The organism is Sphingomonas sp. QA11, assembly GCF_028473665.1.
Classification (GTDB): domain Bacteria; phylum Pseudomonadota; class Alphaproteobacteria; order Sphingomonadales; family Sphingomonadaceae; genus Sphingomonas; species Sphingomonas phytovorans.
In genome coordinates, this window is the sequence record NZ_CP098774.1 from 807,815 (window position 1) to 824,208 (window position 16,394).

Sequence of the window (16,394 nt, forward strand, 5' to 3'; positions counted from 1 at the left end):
GATCAGCTCAGATGCACATGGCGACGCAGGACGCGTAATGCCGTGAGCCCGATCAGCGTGAGGCCGAGGCACCAGCCGATGACGTATATCGGGTTAAAGTGCGCTTCCTCGATGCCTGCGAACTGGCCCATATGGACCATCTCGAAGATCTGGACGCTCGGCGACCAGGCGATCCACGAACGATAGGGCTCGGGAATCCAGGCGAGCAGGAAGAATGCCCCGGACAGAGGCATGGCGATATAGACGGCCGGATGAATGATTTTCGACGTCGCGTGGCTGAAATAGGTGGCAGCGCAAACGGCCATTGAGATGGCGAATGAAAACCAGGTGAACAGCAGGACGCCCGCGAGCAACAACAACGGGCGCGCGGGTGGTGCCGCGAGACCAAGGGCGACCGCACCTGACAGGAGAATGGCCAATGCGGTGATGGTCGAGAGAAATTCGAGCAGCGCACGGGAGAACAGGATGTCGAAAATCGTCACCATGCGATGAAACAGGAGGGCTTTGTTGGACTCCAATGCCGTCTCCGAACGAGCGACGATTGACCGAAATACGATGAAGACGCAGTAGCCGGTGAGCGTGAACGGGACGGCGCGAAGGTCGGAGCCGTGAATATTCCCGGTCCCTTCAGTCCCCACGTGGATGATAGCGACTGCCGCTGCCAACAGCATTGGCTCGGCGAGCATCCAGAGATAGCCGATATTGTCGCGTCCATATCGAGTGTGGAGTTCACGAATGATCAGCGCGCCAATCACATGGCGTTGTGCATCGGCTCCGTCCATCGTTCGCCAAAGACGCCTGCGCACTGTCGCCATCAGCATGCGATCACCTCCTCGGCGACCGACAGCGCTGCTTGGACATGCGTGTCCCAGCTAGTGGGGTGCCAGCGGCCGAGCCGCTTGAGTTGGGCGGCGCGGCGGATGCTCGCGGGTGCGGCATAATCAAGAATCGCGGAGCGCCAGCCAGCACCGTCGATCGGATCGAGATAGTCGGGGACCTCGCCGCCAACCTCGCGGTGCACGGGAATGTCACTGGCAAGGACGGGCACGCCGGCGGCCAGCGCCTCGGTGAAGGGCATGTCGAAACCCTCGGCGAAAGATGGCAGGAGGATACCCCGGGCATCACGCAGCAGGGTACGCAGGTCGGCATCGGGCGGCTGAGGAAGCTCCTGAACGACATCCCGAAGTCCCGGGCACCGGTCGAGCATGTCCACGACATTCTCATTTTGCCAGCCGCGCCGTCCGATGAGTATCAGTTTCGGCGTGCGGCCAGGGCCGAGGAGTTCGACCATGGACCGCCAGAGATGTAGCAGGAGCAGGTGGTTTTTTCTTGGTTCGATCGTGGCCATACAAACAAAATAAGGGCGGTTGATGACAGCCGTCGGACGGGGCGGAGAGTGTCGTATGTCGACGCCGAAATGGGCAACGGTCATCGGCCGCCTTCTTAAGGGCGCGCCCATTCGGGCGAGGAGCGCCTCTAGCGTTGCATTCGAGTTTATGAGGATCCCGTCGGCGAAAGCGTCGATCGTCTGGAGCAGGCGCCTATGGCGAGCGGGGTCGCTCGGCCGGGTATATTCCGGGTGCGTGATCGGGATGATGTCGTGCACCATGCAGACGAAGCGCGCGCGTTCGCGGCGCAGTTTGCTGGCGACGATTCGACAGTGCTGAAGATGATGCGGAGAGACCTGGAGGACGACACGGGGAATCGTCGGGGGCATGATTGCCTGTGGCCGCAGTGACCAGCATTGCTTCATTGCGTGGCCGCATGCCTCGGCTGGACGTTCCGATCCGCCGACCGATTCCCAGCGCTCTTCGGTGCGATCGAGAAATTCGTCGACGGCCTGCGCGGACAAGCGGCCATAGAGCCCGGTCGGATGGACCGCGCCAAATCGCAGCCTGTTCGGGATCAGGCGCTTGAGGGTGCGCGCATAAGCCATTTCGACCCTGTCGACGCCCGTGGGGGTCGGGTGCAGGCTGCGGGACAGCAAACGCGAAAGATCGAGCACGATCTCGGCGTTACCGCGCCATCGGTCACAGGAGCCTCTTGGCATGGGCTCACTCATTGGTGCTGGGGAGTTGACCGCCTTGACTGACATCAGGCCGTCACCTTGACAGCGCGGGTCGGCGCCTGTGCCGCAATCGTGTGGCCGAGGCGCGCAACGGCAGAAGGGACGAGATGAGCGCGGCCGTTTCGATTGCTGAAACCGCCGCGGAGCAGACAACGCATCACCAGCACGCGTCGGAAAGCCTCATAAATCTCGAGCTGCGGGCTGCCGGGCGCGGACCAGAAAGAGTCGAGATTGCCCTGGTGGGTGACACCGGGCAGATCATAGACCGCCGTCCCAAGTACAGCGACGGGGGTTCCGGCAGACAGGGCCAGCGTGCCGGTCGTGCTGTTCACGGTAACGACGCCTTCGGCCGCGGCGACCAGCGCGTCGATATGGCCATGCTCGAAGAAGAGCACGCGATCCGACGCGCCATGCCGACGCGCGATCTCTCGAACGACACGTCGCCAGCCCTTCAGGCCATTGTCGAGCGGGTGCTCCTTCACGACCAGGATCAGGTCTTCCGGCGCGTGGGCGGCAAACGAGGCGACGATATGTTCTATCGCTTCGGTCATTCCCGCGAAGGGTGAATGGACACGGATCTGGTGGTCGGAATCGAGTTGGAGCGGCAGCACGAAATATCGTCCCCGCAACTGTCGCGCGGTGATTGCCGACCGTAGCCGTGCCAGGGGACGCCCGGAGAAGCGAGCAGCCCAGCCAGCGAACTCGGCCGTTGCGCGATCGGGCCGATGCGAACGATAACGCGGATAGCGAGACGTCAGAAGCGCGGTGGCAGCGAAATAGACGAATGCTTCAATCGCCCTTTGTCGGAAACTGGCCGGGATCGGCGGAAAGTTCGGGACGGGCGGCTGGTCTGCGGCAAGCGCCAGATAGATTTGGGGATCACGCGGCAGGCTGGAATTGCCGTTGACGCCACCGCGTTCGAGCGTAACCCAGTCGGGCCGGATATAGCCTTCCTCGAAGACGTGCACCGCGATCCGAAGATCGTTGGCGACTTTCCTTGCCGCGGCATGCAGCGGACGGCAGTCTCCGAACAGGACCATGTCCGTCACCGCATCCTGCTCGATGAGAGTTCTGAGGACCTCAGGCCACTCCCTGAACGACCCTGCAAAGTCATATGCCGGCCCCGGCCAGTCGAAGCGATCGCCGCCGCAGAAATTCACGCGGGTGCAGTGATGTGCTCCCGCTTCAAGGCCCGCCGCCAGTTCGGCGAAAAAGGGACCGGGCGGCCCCTGGAGGAAGAGGAAGGAGCGAGGAGGACAGCGCGTCATCCGATTGCTCCGGCAAATCTGTAGCAGGGCGGCCCCGCCTTGCTCTGGATGATGCGTCGCCGGCTTGGCCGAATCGGCGGCAGTTGCAGCGCCCCGGCCAGCCGTCTGGCGAGGACTTGGAAGGCGTGCGCGATCATCGCGGAATATCCATGTTGTCGCGCGCGCGACAAGGGTTCGAGCTAAGGAGCGCCTTTTCGACGCCGCCCGCATCGCTCGACGGCTCATTCTGCAGAACGCTCGTTTTCGACATGCCCACCCGGAGTCGCGAGCACAATGCTCGTGCTTCTTATTGCTGAGCACGCGGAGGCCACGGCTCGGTGTTTTACTGGCCGCCGAAAATAAACCCCAATGGATCCAGCCGGGGGGCGTTGAGGTCGGTGTGCCTGGCCCGGAAGTTTTCGACCTTTCCGCTAGTAAAAGCACGAGCCGGCCCGCGCGCCGCATCCGCTAAGCCCTCAATCAGACGGGACGACGCGCGAATCGCGATGGAGCGTACAAAGATTCGCTCACCCTAGCGACCTTGATTGTCCGACGCCTCGACAGGAAAAAGATGGCCGACACCGCTGAAACGTCACACGTAACGTCGATTGGTCTGGGCAAAATGTTTGAGCCGCTCACTGTGGAGAGGCATTCCGTGAATTCAGTGGTCGATCAGGCAGCGCCCGGGTCGAAGACGTCAATCCCCCGGACCTATCCGGTCCTTCGATGAGGAATATCTGCATGGAACGTCTCGTGATCCTCCTTGCCGCGATATCCGTGGCCGGAACAGCCCACGGCCAGACGGTCACGCCGGCGCCGACGGCGCAGGGACTCGGAGGCCCGGTCATTCCGGGTCTGTGCCTCCTGTCGCGCCAGGAAGTATTGTCGACCGCCAAGGTGGCGCAGGCGGCAACTGCGCGACTTCGGGTTCTCACCGAGGAGGCCCAGAAGGAGATTGATACCGAGCGCAAGCCGGTTGAAGCTGACATTCAGGCCTTCAATGCCGAGCAGGCGAAACTAAGCCCCGAGCAGCGCAAGACAAGGCAGGAGAGCCTGCAGGCGCGACTGCGGCCGGTTGAAGAGAAGACCCGGCTACGCGGTGCGGAGATCGAGGCGACGCGCAACAAGGCAATCGAACGGATTTCGACCGAACTCCAGCCAGTGGTTGCCCAAGTCTACACCCAGCGTAAATGCGGCCTCCTCCTTGATCGCACCGCTGTGATCGGCGGCAACATGGTCAACGACCTGACACAAGCGGTCGCCCAGGCTCTCGATGCCAAAATCTCGACGATCACGTTCAATCGGGAGACGGTGCCGGCTGCGCCTGCACAGCCGTAGTCTCGCCGGCGGCGCCTGCCTTGGCGCCGTCGCGGCGTGGATGGTCTGGACCCAGCCGGGGTGGGTGTGACGGTCGGCCCGCGGTTCATGTCGGAGGTCTGGCGCTTGCCGGTCCTGGTGGCGCGACGAGCGTCGCGGCATCGCGGTTGATCGCGGCCACGGTTGCGGTGCGCCCGTTGACCTGCTTGGTGGCATGGTTGTTGCCTGCAGACTGGACGCGCTATCTCGCCGCAGGCTTCGACCTGCTCTGTACCGTCTCGGCGAGGTCCCGGGTGATGGCCGGGCTGAGCGGTCACAGCGCGTTGCGGTCAGGGTCGATCGGATCGACCCGATCGCTCGTGTCGTCATCGTCGTTACGGAACAGGGCGACGGTGCCGAGGCGGTGGCTGGGCGCGCGTGCGCTTAGTCGGCGCCGAAGAGCATTGTGAGCATTTGCGCTCTCCAGTCCTTGGTGGCGCGCTCGATCGCGGCTTTGTCGGGGTTCCGGATATGCTCGACCGTAAGCCCGCGCGTAACGGCGTTGCTGAGAAGCTGAATGCTCTGAACCGCGCCGTCATTATTGATGCCGGCGGCGCGAAGTATGCGGCGGCTCCACCGGAGCACACGTTGGTCGAAGCGGCGGGCGCTGCGCTCGACTTCGCTATCCAACTCGGGGTCGTTCCGACGCGCCAGATGTATCTCCAGCGCTGCCGCAGATTCGGGCAGGCTGATGAGGGCGAGATTGGCGTCGATAAGATTTTCCATCGATTCCCTCGGCGTCTTGCCGCGCCGAATGGCCTCGGCATAAACCCTTGTTCGATAGGCGGAAAATTCCTCAACGACGGCAGCCATGAGTTTTGCCTTGGACGGGAACTGATGCTGGATGGCCCCAAGGCTCATGCCGGTAGCGTCACGGATGACATTCATCGTGGCGCCTGAATAGCCTTGCGCGCACAAGGTGTCGCGAGCCGCGGCGAGTACTTTGGCCCGCGTGGATGCGCTGCGCTCGGCATGGCTGCGCCGAGTGGCCTTGTCGGAACTTGCCATCAACCTGGTTTCACCCCCGATAAGGTCGCCCAACCGCCTGCTAGGCCATATTTCGAGAAGGTCTTCACGCGACGACTCCCTGAGGCGGCGCGTCGGAAAAAGCTCGTCCGCGCCCTCCATCAAACGCTTAACCTGGCTATCATCAATTACAATAAGGTCAACTGGTTTGCGCTTGACCGTAAAAAAGTAGGTTGTATTAAATATAAAAATTAGAGCGGGACTGACCCGACGAGACCTCAGGGAGGGTGCTGGTGAGAAAGCGTCAGAATTGTGCGGTTGCGGCGTCGCTGATCGCGTTGTCTCCATTCGTGATCGCGCCACCCGCGCTCGCCCAGGCATCAGGCAATCCGGTTACTATTCCTGGTGAGCCCGAGGCGACGCAATCGGGATCGCCCGATGTTGCGCCTTCCGATTCTGGGGACATCATCGTCACCGCCAATAAGCGCGCTGAAAGCATTCTCAATGTGGCAGGGGCGATCAACGCGTTTCGCGGCGACGATCTGCTGAAGAACGGCCTGACGAGCATCGCCGACTTTGCCGGGCAGACGCCGGGCCTTCAGTTCAATGCCGGTTTCGGTACTGGTTCCCCCGTGATCCGCGGCATCAATACCGGTGCCGATTTCGGCCAGTCGGTCGGTATTACCGTCGATGGCGCACCGGTCGGGCCGAGTTCGAGCTTTCAAACCGGCGGTGCCAGTTCGCTCGATCTCGATCCTGTCGATCTTGAGCGGGTGGAAGTGCTGAAGGGGCCGCAAGGCACGGTTTATGGCGCCAACACGCTGGCCGGCCTCGTCTCGTACACATTACGCGAACCCGATTTGCAAAAGCCGACCGTGGTTCTGCGTGGCGGCCTTAGCGGCACGGAAAATGGGGGCACCAGCCATTCGGAGCGTGCAGCCATCAGCGTGCCGATTGTCGAGGACAAGTTGGCGGTGCGCCTGTCTGGTTTCTACGATCGCCGCGCGGGATTCATCGATAACGATCTTCGCCGCGCCACGGATCAGAACCATTGGCGCAGCTACGGCGTGCAGGGTTCGCTTGTCTTCAAGCCGGTCGACCGGCTCCGGATTTTTATCGCTGGCATCTATCAAAAGCAAAATCAATATGCGCAGGATCAGGTGGTATACACCGCAAATCGCACGCCCCGCGATGGCGACCTCGTCAATAACGACTATCTGGTGCCGAGTACCAATCGCAAGACGAAATTCATCATCGGGAAAGTGGACTATGATCTCGGCTTCGCAAATCTGACGTCCGTCACATCCTATCAGCATCTCAACGTAAACTATGCTTTCCCGCAAGAAACGGGCACGCTGAACACGATCTTCGTCAACATCCTTCCCCAGCTTGGGGGTGTCACGATTCCCGCCCCTGGGCTGCTCAGCAACGACACACTGAACGATTTCAGGAAATTCACGCAGGAAGTGCGGCTGTCCTCGGCCGGGGGCGGTCCGCTCAGCTGGCTTGCCGGTGGATATTACACGCATGAACGAAGCGAGCAGCAGCAGGCAGTAAACGCCCGGACGATCACCGGCGCACTCGTACCCATGATCAATCCGACGCTGCTCGTTAAAATCCCCACCACGCTCACCGAATATTCGGCCTTTGGCAATGTGACCTATGCCTTTTCGCCGGCGTTCGACGTCACCGGCGGCGTGCGCATCGGTCGTATCGATCAGGTAAACCGCACCCTTATCAGCGGTAGCAATTTTGCCGCCTATCGCCTGCTTTTCGTCGTCAGCGGTCTCGGCTCTCCGCCCCCCGCTGACACGGGCCAGCAAAAGGGATCGAAGACGGTCGCGACCTATCTTGCCACTGCGCGCTATCACTTCTCGCAAGACGGAATGCTCTTTGCGCGCTTCGCGACCGGCTTCCGTCCCGGTGGACCGAACTTTCCGGTTCCCGGATTCGACCCTGTCTATGATCCCGACCAGACCTATAATTATGAGGTTGGGCTCAAGACGAAGTTCTGGGATGGGCGGGGTTCGTTCGATCTGACCGGTTATTATCTGAAATGGAAGAATTTCCTGGCCTTCGCCAGCGCTGGCGGACTGAGCGGTTTTGCGAATGCCGGTGACGCCCGTGTCTATGGTTTCGAGGCGGGCGCGACCTTGCGGCCGGTTGACGGATTGAGCCTGGCGGGAACGCTGGCCTTTTCGGACAGCAAGGTCACACGCCTCAGTCCTGGAGGGGCGGGGGTTGCCCAGGTCGGCGACACGCTGCCCTATAATCCGCGATGGAGCGGTTCGGTGTCGGCGGAATACCGCGCGCCGGTGGACTCAAAATGGCAGGCGGTGGCGCGCGGTTCGGCACGCTTCGTGGGGTCACGCAACAGTTCGCCCCAATCGAGCATAGCGTTCCCCAATTATGCGCTGCCGGCCTATTCGCTGTTCGACGTTCATGCCGGACTGGAAAGCGAGCATGTCGATATCGACCTGTTCGTCAGGAACCTGACCGACAAGCGTGCGCAACTGGCTGCCTATACGCAACTCGGCGTCAATCAGATCACCATCCAGCAACCGCGCACGATCGGCGCGGCGGTGATTTTCAAATATTGATGGAAGATGCGCGCCACGATGTGCACGTCCACGGCGTGGTGCGTGCCGATACAAGCGATCCGTGTTCGCCAGGCGGGCCTGACGTGTAAAGGAGGATGATAGCATGACCATTGCCGCGATGCTTGCCATTCCCGGAGTCGAGACTTTCGTCAGCAGGCCTGAGGGTCTCGGCACCAGCTTGCGCATCTCCATCGCGCGGCCGTCATCTGACGCAACCGGAAAGCCGCCCGGTGCGTCGTCGGTAATCTATGTGACGGACGCCGATTATTGCTTCGGGACAGTCGTCGAAGCTGCGCGAATGGGCCACTATGCTGGCGAGGTCGCGCCGGCGATAGTTATCGGCATCGGCTATGCCGAGGAAACCGGCGACTATGCGTTCGTCGGTCGGCGGCGCGGCCTTGATTTCTACGGCGGGCCCCGGCGTTCGTTGGAGATGCCGGGTTTCGGCACGCTTGAACTCGGTGGCGGCGAGACTTTCCTGAAGGCGTTGATCGAAACGGTCGTACCCGAAGTGGAACGTCGCCTGCCCGAGACCGCGGGCGTGCGGCGCACGCTCTTCGGGGTTTCGGCTGGCGGCCATTTCGCAGCTTTCGCCCTGATGCATCGTCCCGACGTGTTTGGAGGCTATGCGATGATGAGCCCTGCACTGGTCGACTTTCCGCCCGTGCCAGGTGAGCAACAAATGGTCGATGCGGTGCGCGCATTGCCGGTCGGCGCGATTCCGTCCGGAACGGCGGTATTCCTGTCGGCAGGGGCCAGGGAGGAGGAACCGGGCGAAGCACTCGCTGCCGCTTCCATCATCAGCAATGCCTATCGTATGCGGGCTGCCCTTGCCGCGCATGGCGTGTCGACTGAACTGACCGTTTTTGCAGGCGAGACTCACACTTCCGTGCTCGGGGCGGCGGTCTCGCGGGCACTGCGCTTCCTGGTGCCATCGCAGGGCGCGCCGTCATGGCAAACCTCCCTGTCCGGGGAAAGCTGAGCAAGAGATCCGCGCGGAGGGATTTGTCAGCCGCGCTCGATCTTTGATTCCGGCCTGCGAGGGGAGGGCGGGCTGGCATCCCCCTCCGGCGCCAATGACGTTCGGCGCGGCCGCTCGCCCCTCGGGGCATCCATTCTCAGCTTTCGGAAAAAATCATGACAACGACTCTCATGACAGATGGCTGGACATCCGACATCACGGATATGCGCAAGGCGCTCGACGCGGGCCGCACTACGCCGGCCGCTCTTGTGGACCGTGCTATCGAACGCGCGGAAGCGGCCAATTCCAGGCTCAACTTCATCGCATGGCCAGCATTCGAGCGAGCGCGCGACCAGGCGCAAGAACCGCGTTCGGGCCCGCTCGCCGGCATCCCGACGATGATCAAGGATATGATCGCCGAAAAGGGACTCCCCTCCAGCTATGGAGCGGTGGCGCTCCGCCATCATGTCGCGTCGGAAGATGCTGCCTATACTCGTGCGATCGCCAGGGCGGGCCTGATCTCGATCGCCCGTTCGTCAATGCCCGAGCTTGGGCTGAATGTCGTCACTGAATCGCCCCTGGTCGGCATCACCCGCAATCCGTGGAGCCTCGATCACGCACCGGGCGGCTCGTCGGGTGGCGGATCCGCGGCGGTAGCCGCGGGCGTTGTGCCCGTTGCGCACGCCAGCGATGGCCTGGGCTCGATCCGTCATGGCGCGGCGCCATGCGGATTGGTTGGCCTGAAGCCATCGCGCGGCCGCAATTCGGGCGACGAGGCCATGCGGGCGATGACGGATCTGGGGGTGAATGGCTGTGTCAGCAGAACAGTCCGCGACACCGCCGCCTGGCTGGAAGCAACCCAGTCGCGGGATCATGGCGCTGCCTTTGCCCCCCTTCCGCTGGTCACCGCGCCAATCGATCGCGCGCTTCGTATCCGCGCCTACAGCACGGTCATGCGTACCGGGGAGGCGCCTGACACGGGTGTCCAGCGTGTATTCTGGCGCGCCGTGGATATCCTTGGAAAGCTGGGTCACCGCGTCGGCGATGGCGAACTGCCTTTCAATGGTCGCGATGCTACGCGGGCGCTCAATGATTTTATCGAGGGTAATTTCGTTCGCCAGGTGGGAGCCCTGTCGAATCTGATCGGAATTCCGATCGTACCGGAAGATCTGGAATATCGCTCGGCTACGCTGATCGCTGCGGGAAGGCAGATCGATGACGAACGGTTCGCCGCCGCTTTGCGCCGGATGGAGGCGATGGTTGCGGCCTATCTCGACCGGTTCAGCGAATTCGATATCTGGATGACGCCGACCTTCAGCACCGAAGTCGTCCGCGTCGGGGTCTTCGGTCCCGAGATCGCGTGGCTCGACCAGCGCGATCATCTTGTCGACTATGCCGGCTATTGCTGGATCGACAATTTCGCCGGCACGCCTTCCATCAGCCTTCCCATGGGTTTCAGCGACAATGGCCTGCCAGTCGGCATCCAGTTCGCCACGCGCCCCGGTGGCGAGGCCGTTCTGCTCGCGCTCGCCTACCAACTCGAAGCCGCTGTGGAATGGTGGCGGCACAAGCCCCCGATCTGGGCCGGCGACGACTGAGACTTGCCGACGACGCTCGGCATGTCGCGTCACGGACGTATCTGCCACATGGCAGACAGCATGTTTGATCGATCGGTCGTCATCGCCGGTGATGGATCGCCATGGATTGATGCGCGGTTTGCCCTGCCGGTATGGCAGCCAGCCCGCTTCCTCGATCGCAGCTTTTCCCCGAGGGCGCCTGGCCTGACGAACCACGGTCGTGCGCGACCGGTTGCCTGATCGCGTCTTCGCTGATAGGGAAACACCGTCTTCACACGAGCGGAAGGAGGAGCACTGATGACATCATCGACCATTCAGCGCTGCCTCTGGGGGCATCCGGACTTTGGCTGACCAGGCCATCAGGTTCTGAGATCACCCTGATCCCGGCGCTTCGCCTGGATCCTTCCTGACAGACTCGAAGTGGAGACGGCGCATAGGCGCCGGTTCAAGACATGACCGAACAATCCAGGGCACGGCCTGATTCCGTGCGCATCGTTCTGGCTTTTGCCGTGCGGCATTGGGCGCACCAGAAAACCCGGATCGCCCTCCTGTCCTTCTTCGTATGTGCCGGCATCGGGCTTGAAGTGCTCGTGCCGCTGGTTGCCGGCCGACTCGTCGACGCGCTTGGTGCGGGTGACAGGTCCGGGGTGCCGATGATCTTCGCCGTGATGGTCGCGCTGGGTCTCGGCACGGTCGTGGCGCGCCATGTGTCGATCATGCTGATCGTGCCCTTTTCGCTGCGGATGATGAGCGACGTCGCCGAACAGGCGTTCCACCGGGTCCAGCGTTTCTCCACCGACTGGCACGCGAACAGTTTCTCCGGCTCGGTCGTCCGGAAGATCACGCGCGGCATGTGGGCGATCGACATGCTCAACGACGTGCTGTTCCTTCACCTCCTCGGCTCGCTCGTCATGCTGGCTGGTACGATGCTTCTGCTCGGGGTGCACTGGCCTCTGGTGGGCCTCATCATGGGTATCGGTGCCTGCGCCTATGTGGCGCTGACCATCCTCCTCGCGACTCGCTGGGTCGCGCCGGCGTCGACCTTGTCCAACGCCTGGGACACGCGCATGGGCGGGCTGTTGTCCGATGCGATCGGCTGCAACATGGTGGTCAAGGCGTTCGGCGCGGAAGAACGCGAGGAAACGCGCTTTGCCCGCCTCGTCGACAAATGGCGCCTGCGCACTCGCCGGACCTGGCTGCGCAGTACGTGGTCCGGCACGATGCAGTTGACCGTGCTGTGGGTGCTGCGCACCGTCGTTGTCGGGGCCGCGTTGTGGCTCTGGTGGGGCGGCCATGCGACACCGGGTGACATCACTTATGTGCTGACCAGCTATTTCGTCCTGCATGGGCACCTGGCTGATATCGGCTACCATGTCCATCATCTGCAGCGCTCCGTGAACGAGATGGAGGAACTGGTGGAGATCCACGGCCAGCCGCTCGGGATCGAGGATCGTGCCGATGCCGGCCCGATCGCGATCACGGCAGGAGAGGTGCGTTTCGACGCGGTCACTTTCCATTATGGCCAACACGCGACGCCGCTCTACGACGATCTGTCGGTGACTATCCGCGGCGGTGAACGCGTCGGCCTGGTCGGTCATTCTGGTTCGGGAAAGACCAGCTTCATCAAGCTGATCCAGCGGCTCTACGATGTCAGTGGCGGCCGGGTGACGATCGACGGGCAGGACGTGTCCCACGCCACGCAGCAATCGCTGCGCGCGCAGATCGCGATCGTGCAGCAGGAACCGATCCTGTTCCACCGGAGCCTCGCCGACAATATCGCCTATGCCCGGCCCGGCGCATCGCAGGCCGAGATCGAACGGGCTGCCCGCCTGGCCAATGCGCATGACTTCATCGCGCGTCTCCCGCGCGGCTATGCCACGCTGGTCGGTGAGCGCGGTGTGAAGCTGTCGGGTGGCGAACGCCAGCGGGTCGCACTCGCGCGGGCGTTCCTCGCCGATGCCCCGATCCTGATCCTCGATGAAGCGACATCGAGCCTCGATTCCGAATCCGAAGCGCTGATTCAGCAGGCCATGGATCGACTCATGCAGGGCCGCACGGCCATCGTGATCGCGCACCGGCTGTCCACCGTTCGCACGCTCGATCGCATCCTGGTGTTCGATCAGGGCCGTATCGTCGAGGACGGAGATCACGCGACGTTGCTTGCCAATGTCGAGGGTCAGTATCGTCGCTTGTTCGATCGCCAGTCAGGTGCTGTGCGCGATGAGCCGGAATTCATCGATGCATGATCGGGGATGGGCAGCATGCTGCTGCCTCCCTGGGCCCCGATAAAGGGGCGGCCCGGCACGCTGGTGCCGGGCCGTAGTTTGACGTTCTGCTAGGGAGCATCAACGCTGATCCCTTTTAATTCCTATCTTATGAATAGGAAATAGAGGTCTGCTTTGCCGTGCGATAGTCCGCCTTGGCCATACGACGAAATTCCGAAGGTCCGGACGCAAACGAAAAGGGCCGCGCGACCATCCGGTCGCGCGGCCCCGTTTCCGACGCTGCTTGGGTAACGTCGAATGTCAGGCTTACTTGGCCGTGACGTTCCCGGCGCTGTCCAGGGCGGTTGCGTTGTCCACCACGGTCGCGTTGTCGGTCACGTTCAGCGACGCTGCGTCGGCCGAGTTGACGTCCAGCGTGTCTTCGCTGTTCAGGGTGATCTCGCTCACGTTCGCGGTGTTGTCGACAGGCGCCGACTTGTCGCAGGCGGCGAGGCCGAGCGTAGCGACGGCGACGAGCGGAAGGATAACGAACTTCTTCATGGACGGTTTCTCCGTGGTTGCTCAGGGCGTGGCGCGAAGGCGTCTGTTCGCCGCCGCGTTCCACCCTGTTTCGTGTCCGCAGCCTCCATGGATCAATTCCCATGCGTTTAATAGGAAAAAATGCGATGGCCCGGTACTGAAACCCGCCATGTGGATACTGGCCGTATCTCAATGACCCGGATCGTTCCTTTCCCGGGCAGGATCGCTAGCCGAACGCCCAGCGCAACGTCCGGGCGATGCCGGAAGTCCCTGCACGCACCAGTGGACGTGTCAGGCGTGGCGCCGGAAGGCCGTGCATCCGTCGTGCCCAGTCGGGCAACAGGTCGACCGCCGCCTGGAAGGTGATCGCCTGTACCGGGGTGGCGGACAGGTTCCGCGGTTGTTGTCTCAGGACAAGCGCGGCGACCTCCCGTGTTCTTGCGTCGACGGCCAGTTCGGGGCGCATCGTCGCGATCAGCGCCTCCGCCTCGGCGCGGCTGCATGGCACCGGATTGGCACCCAGTGCTTCGGGAATCCGGGCGAAGTCGGCGAAATACCGATCCTGGTCCGCGGGCGTCATGCTAGGTTCGCCATAGCGGATCCAGGCATCGAGAAAACTCATGGCTTCCGTCACATGCACCCAGGCGAGCAGTCGCGGGTCGCCCGCACGATAGGGCGTACCGTCGGGCAGCGTGCCATCGATCCGGTCATGGATATCGTGCACGCGGGCGATGACCTTTTCCGCCTCGCCTCGTGCGCCAAAGGTAGTCGTCGCGATGAACCGGGCCGTCCGCCGCAGCCGCCCGAGCATGTCGGTACGGAAGTTCGAATGATCCCACACGCCCGCCAGCACCGCCGGGTGCAGCATCTGCAGCAGCAGCGCGGCCACGCCGCCCACCATCATGGTGGTGACGTCGCCATGGACGCGCCATATGACCGATCCCGGTTCGAACAGCGCATCGTCGCTGCGCATCACCGGGCGCTCGCCCTTCGCCGTATCGTTGAACACGGCGCGCACCTGCCGGACGATCCCGCGCCGCACGCCTTTCGCAAGCGAGTCGCCGATCAACGCGGGGATCGGAACAGGCCTGGATGGCATTCCCGTCGTCCAGTTTTCATCGCTGGCTTCGCTGGACGAGGAATCCGCGTCCATCGCGCCACCTGCGGCAGCAGGATCGCCATGAGCGACAGCGGGATCAGGCTTTCGAATAAGCTCACCGCGTGATCTTACGCTTGCGGGATGCCATCGTCCAACCTTGCGACGCGATCCCTGTGGCTCGCGCGATTCTGTCCCGGTATCGGACTCGCGTTAACCGAATTCGGTGCTGGTTCGAATCGTAAACGCGGCGTTAACTGTTGCCCATGGCACAGCATCTCGCCCTTCCGGCTCCCGTCGCCCGTCATCCGTTCCGCCAGCAGCTTGCCCAGGGACAGCCCCGGAAGCCGGCGCGGCCGCACAATGACGATCAGGATCTGAGGCTGTTCGCCCTGAGCTTCACTGCCTTCTTCATCTGCATCTACACCTTCATTTTCTGAAGGCGCGGCGCCTCAATCGCAGGCAAGATGCAGCTTCTGCGCCAGCCACGCCGAGATCAGGCACATGCCGGCGACCACGAACAGCATGTTGTCGGGCGTTACGCCGAGTGCCGAGGCGCCCAGCACCAATAAGGTGCCGACCACCATCGCGCCCGAATTGACGACATTGTTCGCCGCGACGGTGCGCGCCGTCTGGTCCTTGGTCACGGTAGTCGTGAGGAAGGTATAGAGAGGCACCACGAACATGCCGCCGGTAATCGCGATTCCCATCAGCACCAGCACGAGCGGGATCGCGCGGGGAATCTGGAAGAAGCCGACCCAGTCGTACAGCGTGCCCGCCGGCGCCGCCGGCCATGCGCGGATCATCAGTGAGAAGATCACGACCATGCCGCCCATCGCGATCACCGAAGCAGGCGCGTATTTCGCTGATACCCGCCCTTTCAGCAGGGTGTTGATGACGATCGATCCGATCGCGATGCCGATGGAGAACAACGCGATCACGATGCTGGAAACGCGCGGATCGGCAGTGAGGACGTTCTTCACCAGCGGCGGGAAGGTGACGATCAGCACCGCGCCGATCGTCCAGAAGAAGCTGATCGCGCAGATCGCGAGGAACAGCCGGGGGATGTGCATCGTAGCGTTGATCAGTCGCCACGATGCGGTGAACGGGTTGTAGTTGATCGACAGCACCGCGCCTTCACGCGGGGCCGCCGGTACCATCCTCGCGGTGAGCCAGCCGATCAGGGCGACGCAGATGCCCATGATCGCCGCTCCCTCGACCGACAGCACGCCGGCGAAAATCGTACCGAGCAGGATGGCGAGATAGGTCGCCGCCTCGACCAGGCCGGTACCGCCGAGCACTTCGTCCGTCTTCAGATGCTGCGGCAGGATCGCGTATTTAATCGGGCCGAAAAAGGTCGAGTGCGCGCCGAGGCAGAGTACCGCGCTCAGCATCAGGCCAAGTCCCAGGGTCCAGAATCCGGCTTTCGCCACCATCAATCCGGCGGCGCCGAGCAGCATGATCGCGATCTCCGCGGTCTTAACGATCCTGATGATCTTCGCCTTGTCGGTCGTGTCGGCAAGTTGCCCCGACAGGGCGGACAGAAGGAAGAAGGGAAGAATCGCCAGCCCGGTGGCGAGCGCGTTGAAGCTCTGTTCGATTTTGGGGTCGTTGAAGACCTGATAGGTCGCGAACAACACCATTGAGGTCTTGAAGAGATTGTCGTTGAAGGCACCGAGGAACTGGGTGACGAAAAGCGGCATGAACCGGCGCTCTTTCAGCAAGCCGAGCGCGTTGAGCATGATGGGAAACGGCCTCACATGTGGCGAAACAAGGGCA

Annotated in this window: 13 protein-coding genes; 6 read left to right on the forward strand and 7 right to left on the reverse strand. The window is 62.6% G+C overall.

The features are described 5' to 3' along the window. Positions 1 to 2 precede the first annotated feature (2 nt). The 3 genes from NDN01_RS03765 to NDN01_RS03775 are packed head-to-tail and all read right to left on the reverse strand — an operon-like array spanning position 3 to position 3,336. On the reverse strand, positions 3 to 821 hold the full coding sequence (locus NDN01_RS03765; RefSeq protein ID WP_272625959.1) for an ABC transporter permease: 819 nt from the start codon (positions 819 to 821) through the stop codon (positions 3 to 5). Continuing rightward, complete coding sequence (locus tag NDN01_RS03770; RefSeq protein ID WP_272625961.1) at positions 815 to 2,095, reverse strand: glycosyltransferase family 4 protein; 1,281 nt, start codon at positions 2,093 to 2,095, stop codon at positions 815 to 817. Before NDN01_RS03770 ends, NDN01_RS03765 begins: the two co-directional genes overlap by 7 nt. After that, complete coding sequence (locus NDN01_RS03775) at positions 2,095 to 3,336, reverse strand: capsule biosynthesis protein (protein WP_272625963.1); 1,242 nt, start codon at positions 3,334 to 3,336, stop codon at positions 2,095 to 2,097. The genes NDN01_RS03770 and NDN01_RS03775 overlap by 1 nt, the downstream gene beginning before the upstream one ends. Before the next feature lie 720 nt (positions 3,337 to 4,056). On the opposite strand from NDN01_RS03775, the gene NDN01_RS03780 reads away from it, so the two are divergent. Next, complete coding sequence (locus NDN01_RS03780; protein WP_272625965.1) at positions 4,057 to 4,653, forward strand: OmpH family outer membrane protein; 597 nt, start codon at positions 4,057 to 4,059, stop codon at positions 4,651 to 4,653. 402 nt (positions 4,654 to 5,055) lie between these two features. Here NDN01_RS03780 and NDN01_RS03785 read toward each other — a convergent pair whose 3' ends face one another. Further along, positions 5,056 to 5,679, reverse strand: coding sequence for a TetR/AcrR family transcriptional regulator (locus NDN01_RS03785; protein WP_272625967.1), 624 nt, complete (start codon positions 5,677 to 5,679; stop codon positions 5,056 to 5,058). A gap of 251 nt (positions 5,680 to 5,930) precedes the next feature. Between NDN01_RS03785 and NDN01_RS03790 the strand changes: the two genes are divergently transcribed. The 4 genes from NDN01_RS03790 to NDN01_RS03805 all read left to right on the forward strand — a co-directional run bounded on the left by NDN01_RS03790 (position 5,931) and on the right by NDN01_RS03805 (position 13,021). Continuing rightward, the gene (locus NDN01_RS03790) at positions 5,931 to 8,237 is read left to right on the forward strand and encodes a TonB-dependent receptor (RefSeq protein WP_272625969.1); all 2,307 of its coding nucleotides are present in this window, start codon (positions 5,931 to 5,933) and stop codon (positions 8,235 to 8,237) included. Between the two features lie 103 nt (positions 8,238 to 8,340). Next, a complete protein-coding gene (locus tag NDN01_RS03795; RefSeq protein WP_272625971.1) occupies positions 8,341 to 9,219 on the forward strand; it encodes an alpha/beta hydrolase in 879 nt (292 codons plus the stop codon). 155 nt (positions 9,220 to 9,374) lie between these two features. Then, positions 9,375 to 10,796 (forward strand): amidase, encoded by a 1,422-nt coding sequence (locus NDN01_RS03800; protein WP_272625973.1) that lies wholly within the window; start codon positions 9,375 to 9,377, stop codon positions 10,794 to 10,796. 464 nt (positions 10,797 to 11,260) lie between these two features. After that, a complete protein-coding gene (locus NDN01_RS03805; RefSeq protein ID WP_272625975.1) occupies positions 11,261 to 13,021 on the forward strand; it encodes an ABC transporter ATP-binding protein in 1,761 nt (586 codons plus the stop codon). A gap of 285 nt (positions 13,022 to 13,306) precedes the next feature. Here NDN01_RS03805 and NDN01_RS03810 read toward each other — a convergent pair whose 3' ends face one another. Continuing rightward, on the reverse strand, positions 13,307 to 13,540 hold the full coding sequence (locus NDN01_RS03810) for a hypothetical protein (RefSeq protein ID WP_272625977.1): 234 nt from the start codon (positions 13,538 to 13,540) through the stop codon (positions 13,307 to 13,309). A 205-nt stretch (positions 13,541 to 13,745) separates the two neighbouring features. Then, entirely contained in the window at positions 13,746 to 14,618 is an 873-nt protein-coding gene (locus NDN01_RS03815) for an oxygenase MpaB family protein (protein WP_272625978.1), read from the reverse strand. A 263-nt stretch (positions 14,619 to 14,881) separates the two neighbouring features. Between NDN01_RS03815 and NDN01_RS03820 the strand changes: the two genes are divergently transcribed. Continuing rightward, positions 14,882 to 15,055, forward strand: a complete 174-nt coding sequence (locus NDN01_RS03820; RefSeq protein ID WP_272625980.1) for a hypothetical protein — start codon at positions 14,882 to 14,884, stop codon at positions 15,053 to 15,055. Between the two features lie 12 nt (positions 15,056 to 15,067). On the opposite strand, the gene NDN01_RS03825 is transcribed toward NDN01_RS03820, so the two are convergent. After that, positions 15,068 to 16,357, reverse strand: a complete 1,290-nt coding sequence (locus NDN01_RS03825; RefSeq protein WP_272628001.1) for an MFS transporter — start codon at positions 16,355 to 16,357, stop codon at positions 15,068 to 15,070. Positions 16,358 to 16,394: the final 37 nt, after the last annotated feature.